10 protein-coding genes and 1 pseudogene are annotated in these 9,083 nt (G+C 70.7%); 2 read left to right on the forward strand and 9 right to left on the reverse strand.

Going from position 1 to position 9,083, the window contains the following annotated elements; all coding sequences use genetic code 11:
• Positions 1–62: 62 nt before the first annotated feature.
• From DKT69_RS35995 to DKT69_RS36010, 4 genes are all read right to left on the reverse strand, one after another.
• Positions 63–1,136, reverse strand: coding sequence for a LacI family DNA-binding transcriptional regulator (locus DKT69_RS35995; protein WP_109805820.1), 1,074 nt, complete (start codon positions 1,134–1,136; stop codon positions 63–65).
• Between the two features lie 61 nt (positions 1,137–1,197).
• A complete protein-coding gene (locus tag DKT69_RS36000; RefSeq protein ID WP_109805821.1) occupies positions 1,198–2,160 on the reverse strand; it encodes a carbohydrate ABC transporter permease in 963 nt (320 codons plus the stop codon).
• 1 nt (position 2,161) lies between these two features.
• The gene (locus DKT69_RS36005; protein ID WP_109805822.1) at positions 2,162–3,211 is read right to left on the reverse strand and encodes a carbohydrate ABC transporter permease; all 1,050 of its coding nucleotides are present in this window, start codon (positions 3,209–3,211) and stop codon (positions 2,162–2,164) included.
• 72 nt (positions 3,212–3,283) lie between these two features.
• Positions 3,284–4,627, reverse strand: a complete 1,344-nt coding sequence (locus tag DKT69_RS36010) for an ABC transporter substrate-binding protein (RefSeq protein ID WP_109805823.1) — start codon at positions 4,625–4,627, stop codon at positions 3,284–3,286.
• Between the two features lie 261 nt (positions 4,628–4,888).
• On the opposite strand from DKT69_RS36010, the gene DKT69_RS36015 reads away from it, so the two are divergent.
• Entirely contained in the window at positions 4,889–5,662 is a 774-nt protein-coding gene (locus DKT69_RS36015; RefSeq protein ID WP_109805824.1) for a M23 family metallopeptidase, read from the forward strand.
• Positions 5,663–5,818: 156 nt separating this feature from the next.
• Here DKT69_RS36015 and DKT69_RS39300 read toward each other — a convergent pair whose 3' ends face one another.
• The 4 genes and pseudogenes from DKT69_RS39300 to DKT69_RS36030 form a co-directional block, all read right to left on the reverse strand.
• Positions 5,819–5,965, reverse strand: a complete 147-nt coding sequence (locus tag DKT69_RS39300) for a GPGG-motif small membrane protein (protein WP_201750034.1) — start codon at positions 5,963–5,965, stop codon at positions 5,819–5,821.
• Positions 5,956–6,734: pseudogene (locus tag DKT69_RS36020) on the reverse strand (metallophosphoesterase family protein). The gene DKT69_RS39300 and the pseudogene DKT69_RS36020 overlap by 10 nt, the downstream one beginning before the upstream one ends.
• Positions 6,735–6,744: 10 nt before the next feature.
• The gene (locus tag DKT69_RS36025; RefSeq protein ID WP_109805826.1) at positions 6,745–7,014 is read right to left on the reverse strand and encodes a hypothetical protein; all 270 of its coding nucleotides are present in this window, start codon (positions 7,012–7,014) and stop codon (positions 6,745–6,747) included.
• The gene (locus tag DKT69_RS36030) at positions 7,011–7,649 is read right to left on the reverse strand and encodes a nucleotidyltransferase (RefSeq protein WP_255420265.1); all 639 of its coding nucleotides are present in this window, start codon (positions 7,647–7,649) and stop codon (positions 7,011–7,013) included. The genes DKT69_RS36025 and DKT69_RS36030 overlap by 4 nt, the downstream gene beginning before the upstream one ends.
• A gap of 99 nt (positions 7,650–7,748) precedes the next feature.
• Here DKT69_RS36030 and DKT69_RS36035 point away from each other — a divergent pair, with 99 nt between their 5' ends.
• Positions 7,749–8,477, forward strand: coding sequence for a dTMP kinase (locus tag DKT69_RS36035; protein WP_109805828.1), 729 nt, complete (start codon positions 7,749–7,751; stop codon positions 8,475–8,477).
• Here DKT69_RS36035 and DKT69_RS36040 read toward each other — a convergent pair.
• A partial coding sequence (locus tag DKT69_RS36040) for an SDR family oxidoreductase (RefSeq protein WP_109805830.1) occupies positions 8,462–9,083 on the reverse strand: 622 nt, incomplete at its 5' end. The two genes, DKT69_RS36035 and DKT69_RS36040, sit on opposite strands and share 16 nt — an antisense overlap.

A 9,083-nucleotide genomic window follows, 5' to 3' on the forward strand; every position in this document is an offset into this window, starting at 1 on the left:
GAACCGTGCCGCCCGGTGGTCGGACGGTTGCTGCCCTGCCGTCCGCGGGACGGCCGAATTCTTCAGTTTGCCCCGGGCGGGGCGGTCGACTCCCGCACGACCAGCCGAGTGGGCAGGATCACTGGCGGCGCCGGCGAGTTGCCGGGGGCGTCGCCGCCGCGCGGCGCCGGCAGGCGCCCGGCGTACGGCTCGACGGTGCGGGCGCCGAGCGGGTCGAGCAGGATCCGCGCGGCGAGCAGGCCCTGCTCCGCCGCCGGCTGCGCGATGGTGCTCAGCCCGAGCACCTTGGCCAGGTCGTGGTCGTCGATGCCGATCACGCTGACGTCCTGCGGCACCCGGAGCCCGGCGTCCCGCAGGGCGGTCATCGCGCCCATCGCCATCTCGTCGCAGGCCGCGAAGATGGCGGTCGGCGGTTCGCCCCGGGCCAGCAGCTCGGCGGTGGCCCGGTTGCCGCCGTCGATGGTGAACTGCGACTCCACGTCCAGACTGGGGTCGGGGCGGATCCCGGCCGCGCGCAGCGCCGCCTGGTAGCCCAGCCGCCGGTCCAGATGGGTGGTGAAGGCCAGCTCGTCGTCCGGGTCGCCGGAGATGTGCGCGATCCGGGTGTGGCCGAGGTCGAGCAGGTGCCGGGTGGCGGTCCGCGCAGCGGCCACGTCGTCGATCCGGACGCACGGCCAACCGGGCACATCAGTGCCGGAGCTGATGGTGACGCCGGGCAGGTCCAGCGCGGTCAGCGCGGCCACCTCCGGCGGGCGCAATGGCGTGGCGACCAGGATGACCGCGTCCACCCGCTTGTGCAGGCTGGCCGTGCGCAGCACCCGCTGCCGGGTCTGCTCCCGGCCGCCGAGGTTGTAGAGCAGCAGGTCGTAGCCGGACTCGTGGAGGAATTCCTCGACCGCCTCGACGACCGTGCCGAAGAACCACCGGGTGATCCGGGGGACCACCACGGCCACGGTGCCGGTCTTCCCGCCGGCCAATCGGGACGCGTTCGGGGAGACCGCGTACTGGAGCTGCTCGGCGGCGGCGAGGACCCGGCGCCGGGTCGCGGCCGAGACGGTCGGGAGACCGCGCAGCGCCCGCGAGACGGTGGCCGTGGAGACCCCGGCCAGGCGGGCGACGTCGTCAATCTTGGTCATCGTTCCCCCGCTCCATCCGCGCCCGCCGCCGCCGGGGGACCGGCGGCGGCGGACCGACGGGTCAGCCCTTGACGCTGCCGGCGAGCAGGCCGCGCACGAAGTAGCGCTGGAGGGACAGGAAGACGGTCAGCGGTACGACGATCGACACGAACGCGCCGGCCGTCAGCCGCTGCCACTCGTTGCCCCGGGTGCCGGCCATCTCGGCCAGCCGGACGGTGAGCGGGGCGGTCTCGTCGCCGCCCCCGGCGAAGATCAGCGCGACCAGCAGGTCGTTCCAGACCCAGAGGAACTGGAAGATGCCGAAGGCCGCCAGGGCCGGGGTGACCAGCGGCAGGACGATGGTGCGGAAGATCTTGGGGTGGGTGGCCCCGTCGACCCGGGCCGCCTCCATCAGGTCCCTGGGCAGCTGCGAGATGAAGTTGTGCAGCAGGAAGACGGCGAACGGGAGCGCGAAGCAGGTGTGCGCGAACCACACCTGGGCGAACTTCTGCTCGTCGACCAAGCCCCAGGCGGGGAGCACGGTGACCCCCGCGACGGTGACGCCGGTGGAGAAGAACTTCAGCAGCGGCACCAGGGCCATCTGCAGCGGCACGATCTGCAACGCGAAGATCGCGATGTAGAGCCAGTCCCGACCCTTGAAGTTGATCCAGGCCAGCGCGTACGCGGCCAGCGACGCGAAGGCGAGCGGGAAGAGCACCGACGGGATGGTGATCGCCAGCGAGTTGATGAAGTAGCTGGCGAGCTGGCCGGACGAGGAGGAGGTGCTGAAGAGCACCTGCTGGTAGTTGTCCAGAGTGAACTGCGGGTTGGTGAAGAACGTCCACCAGCCGGTGGTCTTGATCTCGTTCTCCGGCCGGACCGACGAGATCAGCAGGCCGAAGGTGGGGATGGTCCAGACCAGCGCGATGACGATCGAGACGAGCGTGGCCGTACGGCTGTTCAGCCGCTTGCGGACGCGGGCGGCGCGGGTGGTCTTCTCGGTGGCCTGGGTGCCGGCCGGAACGGTGGGCGTGGCGGTGGTCATCTCAGCCCTCCCGCTGCTGACGCAGGTTGCGGATCTGGTAGATCACGATCGGGATGACCAGGACGAAGAGGAAGACCGCCAGGGCCGAACCCTGGCCGTTCTCGCCGTACCGGAACGCGTGGTTGTACATCTCGGTCGCGATGACGCTGGTGTCGTAGTTGCCGTTGGTCGCGGTCCGGACGATGTCGAAGACCTTGAGCGTGGCGATCGAGAGCGTCACCACCACCACGATCAGCGCCGGCCGGATGCTCGGCATGGTGATCCGCCAGAACATCTGCCACGGGGTGACCCCGTCGAGCCTGGCGGCCTCGACGATGTCCGCCGGGATGGCCTTGATCGCGGCGGAGAGCACCACCATGGCGAAGCCGGCCTGGATCCAGACCATGATCACGATGAGCAGAAAGGTGTTCAGCGGCGACTCGAGCAGCCACTGCTTGGGCTCTCCGCCGAGGCCGACGACGATCTGGTTGAGCAGACCGATCTGCTCCTGACCGTCGCCTCGGTAGGCGTAGACGAACTTCCAGATGATGGTGGCGCCGACGAACGAGATGGCCATCGGCAGGAAGATCAGGGACTTGGCGACCGCCTCGAACCGGGCCTTGTCCACCAGCACGGCGTAGAGCAGGCCGAAGGCGGTGGCCACCAGCGGGACCAGGAGCACCCAGATCAGGGTGTTCACCAGGACCCGGATGATCGAGCCCTCGGAGAACATCCAGCCGTAGTTGCGCAGGCCCACCCAGTCGTTGCTGCCTCTATCCATGAAGGAGAGCAGCGTGGTGCGGATCGCCGGCACCACCAGCCCGATCGTGAGCAGCAGCAGCGTCGGCAGCAGGAAGAAGAGCGCGAAGAGCCCCTCCCGCTCCTTGCGCCGGCGGGGCAGCGGGGTGCCGCTCGCCGAGGCGGCGATCAGCTGAGCCTCGCGACGGCGGGCGAACCAGGCCGGCACCGCGTCGAGGAGCAGGAGCAGGCCGCCCACCACCGCGACGAAAGCGATCAGCCCGTACATCAGCATGAGGAACTTGGGCTGTTCCTCCGCGAAGTCGAACTCCATCGACCCTCCTTCAAGGGTTCGGTCGGGGACGGTGGTCCGGCCCGCGCGAGCGGGCCGGACCACCGTCTCAGATCACTTCGGCCAGCTGCTTTCGATGCCCTGGAGCACCGTGGCGGTGTCCTTGCCGTTGATCCAGTCGACCATGCCCTTCCAGAAGGTGCCCGCGCCGACCGCGGCCGGCATCAGGTCCGAGCCGTCGAAGCGGAAGACGGTCTTCGGGTCCTGCAGGATCTGGACGGAGAGCTTGTCCACCGGGTTCGGCACGTTGTTGATGTCGAGCTTGTTGTTCGCCGACAGCCAGTCGCCGATCTTGGCGCGGCTGTTGACGTACTCGCCGGAGGCCAGGTAGGTCTGCACCGCCTGGACCTCGGGACGGTCGGCGAACGCCGAGACGAACTCGCCGGCACCCAGCACCGGCTTGCCCTTGGCGGGGTCGACGGCCGGGAAGTAGAACGCGAAGACGTCGCCGTCCTCGGCCACCTTGGTGCCCTGCGGCCACTGGTTGGCGTAGAAGGACGCCTGGCGGTGCAGGGCGCACTTGCCGGTGGTGATCGGCGTGCCGGCCTCCTGGAAGGAGGTGGTGGCGATGCTCTTCACGCCGCCGAAGCCGCCGTTGACGTACTTCTCGTTCTTGAGGATGGTGCCGGCCTTGTCGAGCGCCTCGGCGACCTTCGGGTCGTTGAACGGGATGCCGTGGGTGGTCCACTGGTCGTAGACCTCGGGGGTCTGCGTCCGCAGCATCAGGTCTTCGATCCAGTCGGTGGCCGGCCAGCCGGTGGCGTCACCGGACTCGATGCCCGCGCACCACGGCTTGGTGCCGCTCGCCGCGATCTGGTCGCTGAGCTTGATCAGGTCGTCCCAGGTGGTGGGGACCTGCCAGCCCTTCTCCTTGAAGGTCTTCGGCGAGTACCACACGTAGGACTTCACGTTGGAGCCCAGCGGAACGCCGTAGAGCTTGCCGTCCACGGTGCTGTACTTCAGCCAGTCGGGGGTGAAGTTCTGCTCGGCCAGCGCCTTGGTGTCGGCGCCGACCGTCTTGATCTTGCCCGAGTCGACGAACCGCTTGAGCAGACCCGGCTGCGGGATGAAGGCCAGGTCGGGGGCGTTGCCGCCGTCGACCCGGACACCCAGCTGGGCCTCGAACTCGCCGCTGCCCTCGTGGTCGATATCGATGCCGGTGCAGTCCTCGAACTGCTTCCAGGACTGATCGAGGCGGTCGGCCTCGAGGTCCCGGATCGACGAGTAGATCGTCACCTTCTTGCCGTCGTGGCCCTGGTACTTCTCGTATGCGGCGCACTCGGGGGAGCTCGCCTTGTCGCTCTTCTTGTCGTTGCCGGTGCCGCAGGCGGTGGCGCCGAGCGCCAGCCCCAGTACGCCGGCGATCGCGAGAGCCTGGCGTGATCTGGCAAACGCCATGCCGATCTCCTTCCTTGCCGGCGCGTGGGGGAACCGAACCCGCGCCGGTCCGATGGTCGTCCCCACATGTAAGCGCTTGCATCAGCCCGAGTCCACCCCCTGCCGGACACGGCCCGGTAACAATCCCGAAACCCGCTCACCGGCCGTGGGCGCGCTCCCACCAGCCGCACTTTCCGGCCCGCTCCGGCCCCTTCCCATCGATGCAAGTTTCTGTCACGCTGAACCGATCGGATCGAAGGATTTCGACATAGGAGGTGCTGGATGCGTAGACGGTGGTTCAGCCTCGTGGCGGCCGGCCTGTTGGTCGCGGCGACCCTGCTGCCCGCGGCCCCGGCGATGGCCGCGCCCACCTTCAAGGTGCCCTTCCCTTGCGGCCAGTCCTGGTCCGGGCAGACCCGCTCCGACCACAGCCCGGCGTACGCGATCGACTTCAACCGCACCGACGACCTGGGCGACCCCGTGGTGGCCAGCGCGCCGGGCACGGTCGACCGGGTCACCGACCTCGGTGGCACCAGCTATGGCAAATACGTCCGGATCGACCACGGCGGCGGGTACACCACGTACTACGCCCACCTCAACGGCTTCAACGTCTCGGTCGGCCAGAGCATCGGCTACGGCAAGGTCATCGGCTGGGTGGGCAGCACCGGCGGCTCCACCGGCCCGCACCTGCACTACGAGCAGCGGCTCAACGGCAACGACATCCAGGCCCGGTTCAACGGCACGCTCGCGCTCTACTGGGGCACCAAGACGTACACCAGCGACAACAACTGCTCCTCGACCACCGCCACCGGGACGGTGAACACCGCCGGCGCGGACCTGACCGTCCGCTCCGGGCCGGGCACCGGCTACAGCGCGGTCGGCTCGGTCGCCGACGGCACCACGGTGACCATCTACTGCCAGACCTCCGGCACCACGGTCACCGGCACGTACGGCACCAGCTCGATCTGGGACCGGATCGGCACCGGCCGGTACGTCTCCGACGCGTACGTGCAGACCGGCTACGACGGCTACATCCCGAACGTCCCCCGCTGCTGACCCTGCGGGCCGGCCGGACTCGGGCTCGGTCCGGATCCGGGACAGCCCGCCGGACCGCACGACGCCGGGGTCGTCGTGCCCGGTTGCTCCGGTCTGGGAGGACGGAGCACCGGACCCGACGACCCCGGCGGGTCAGGGATGGTACGGAACCGGCGTCTAATTGTTGAAGATGCTGACGCCACCCGGGCCGACCAGCAGGCCGACCACGATGAGGACGATGCCCCACAGGATCTGCCGGCGGAACAGCGCGAGGATGCCGGCGACCACGAGTACCACTGCGATAATCCAGAGAATCAGCTCCATGGCCGCTGAATACCCGGCCATCCGACCCTGGAAACCTGGGTCACCCGACTAGATGATCTCCCAGGTGGAAGATGCTGTACGCCTGTTTGATCACGGGGTGGGCGACGTTGCGGACCCGCACCCCGCCCGGGGTGGTGCCCCGCTCCGTGCCGTGGTGGGCGTGCCCGTGCAGGGCCAGCGCGGTCGGCGCCGCGTCGATCGCCTGGCCCAGCTGGTAGCAGCCGAGGAACGGGTAGATCTCCAGCGGCTCGCCGGCCAGCGTGTCCGGCACGGGGGAGTAGTGGGTGAGCGCGACCAGCAGGTCGCACTCCAGCCCGCGCAGCGCCTCGGCGAGCGCCTCCGCGCTCTCATTGGTGGTCCGGACGAACGACTTCATCTCCGGCTCGCCGAAGTCGCTGGCGCACCGCCCGGCGAAGCCCCCGCCGAAGCCCTTCACCCCGGCCACGCCGAGCCGCCCGCCGGCACACTCCACCACCGTCCCGGTCCCCTCCAGCACGGTGATTCCGACGTCCTCCAGCACCTTCACCACCTGCGGCACCTGGTCGCACTGGTGGTCGTGGTTGCCGAGCACGGCGATCACCGGCACCCCGAGATTGCCGAACTCCTGCGCCACGCAACGCGCCTCAGACTCGGTCCCGTGGCGGGTCAGATCGCCGGCGAGCAGCAGCACGTCGGCGCAGCCGGGCAACTCCTCCAGGGCCGGCCGGAACCGACCGACCACGTCCTCGTCCAGGTGCACGTCGCCGACGGCGGCGATCCGGATCACGATCCCACCTCCCTCACGGCAGCTCTTCGGCCTGGGTGGGCGCCTGCGCCCGGATCACCCCGATGTCGCTGGTGATCGGGAGGTCGGGAAACCGCTCGGCCACCCGGCGCAGGATCTCCTCGCGCCGGTGCGGGCTCTCCACCTCGCCGTAGAGGACCAGGCCCCGCTCGCGGTGGACCACGGTGATCCCCTGCTCGGCGACGGCCGGATCCTCGGCCAGCAGCCGGTGGATCTCCGCCTCGACGTACTCGTCGGGCGGCGCGCCGCCGTGCTCCTCGGTCACGGTGTCTCCCTTCCTCCGGGTGTGCCGTCGTGCGGCAGCACGTCCAGCCGGTCGAGCAGCACCAGGAACGCCTCCGCGTACGGCGAGTGCTGCGTCTCCTTCCGTACCCGCTCCCAGTCGATCTGTTCCCGCAGCGAGCGGGCGAGCGGCAGGGCCCGGGCGAAGTCGCAGTAGTGCTGCGAGAAGCTGAGCAGCTTGTGCACCATGAGCTGGCTCGCGGAGAGCACCGGCATGTGGATCGCGTCGACCGGGCGCACGATGGTGTCGGCGAACGTCTCCTCGGTGACCGGGGTCTCGATCGGCCGGTGGATGAGGTCCACCATCCGACCCTCGTCGTAGACCTTGACCAGCCAGTCCTCGGGCGGGCGCTCGGCGGTGAAGCCGGCCGCGACCAGGGCCTCCAGGGCCCGGTCCACGTCCTGCTCGCGGAGCAGGAAGTCGACGTCGTGGTCGCTGGAGTGGCCGCCGTGGGCGTACACGGCGAAGCTGCCGCCCAGGGCGAACGGGATCTCGGACTGCTTGAGCACGGCGGCGACCTTCTTCAGCGTGTGGACCAGGGTCTCGTCCCCGCGCTCGGCCATCTGGGTCTCCCGTCGTCGTCTCGGCGGTGGGAATGAAGTTGCGTACCCGGCAATCCGGTCGGCCACACCTGGCCGTGACACGGTGTGGCGTCGACGGGCACGGGAAGGGACAAATCGCCGAGGGGCGAGCGCGGGTCGGATAGCCTCGGGAAGGTGGGCGGATCACTGCGGGCGTGGCGCGGCAGGGCCCGACTGCGTACGGTCGCCCTGATCGGCATCGATGGGTCGGGCAAGACCACCCAGGCGCACCGGCTCGCGGAGGCGCTCAGCGCGGCCGGCCACCCGGCCACCTACCATCGCAACGCCGGCGGTCGGCGGTGGCTCGGCCGGCTCGCCCACCGGGTCGGGCGCCCGGACGCCCAGCGGCTCGTCGGGCGGAACGGGATGCTCGCGATCGAGTCCGCGCTCCGCTGGCTCGCCATCGCCCTCGCCCTGTTGAGCTGCCTGATCACCGGCCGAACCGCGGTGATGGACCGCTACTCCGCCTGCCAGTACGCGAGCATCCGGGCGCACGGCGGTCAGCGGTGGGAGCGGTTGGCCCGGGCCGGCTACCGGCTCTTCCCGGCCCCGCGGGTGACCTTCCTGCTGACCGTGGACCCGGCCGAGGCGTACCGGCGGATCGAACGGCGGGGCACCGACCACGAGAGCATGCGCTGGCTCACCGCCGCCGCCACCGCGTACCGGACGTTGCCCGAGTATCCGAGCTTCGTGGTGGTCGACGCGGGCGACTCCCCGGAGGAGGTTTCCCGTCGGATCCGGGCCCACCTCACCGAGTGGCTGCCGGCGACGCCGCCGGCCGACCCCGGCACCGCGCCGCCGGCCGGCCCGCCGTCGAACGGCGCGGCGCCGGCCGGTCCGGTGAGGGCTCAGGCCCGGCCGTAGACCGGGATGCTCCCGCCGCTGGTCGGCGCCGACTCGTCGGAGGCCAGGAAGCGGATCACCGCGGCGATCTCGGCCGGGGAGACCCAGCGCCGGTGGTCGGCGTCGGGCTGGGCGGCGCGGTTCGCCGGGGTGTCGATCACGCTGGGCAGCACCGTGTTGCAGCGGACCCCGCGCGGCCGGTACTCCACCGCCACCGCGTTAGCGAAGGCCAGCACGGCGGCCTTGGCGGTGGCGTAGCCCGCCGCGCCGGGGAAGGGGGCCACCGCGGCCCGGGCCGAGACACAGACCACCGCGCCGCCGCCGGCCGCGACCAGGTGCGGCAGCGCCGCCTGGGTGACCAGGTGCGTCGGGCGCAGGTTGATCCGGAGCATCCGGTCGAACTCCTCGACCGGGGTCTCGTGCACCAGCCCGCCGCTGGCGTACCCGCCGACGAGATTGACCACGGCGCGCAGCGGCGCGGCGGGGTCGGCCGCGGCCAGCTCGACGGCCCGGGCGGCCCCGGCGGGTTCGAGCAGGTCCGCGGTGAGCCGGACCGGTCCGGCCCCCGCCGGCTCCGTCGCCGCGCCCTCACGCTCCGGTACGACCACTCGCCAGCCGGCCCGGAGG

This window comes from Micromonospora sicca, from assembly GCF_003172935.1.
GTDB classification, from domain to species: Bacteria; Actinomycetota; Actinomycetes; order Mycobacteriales; family Micromonosporaceae; genus Micromonospora; species Micromonospora sicca.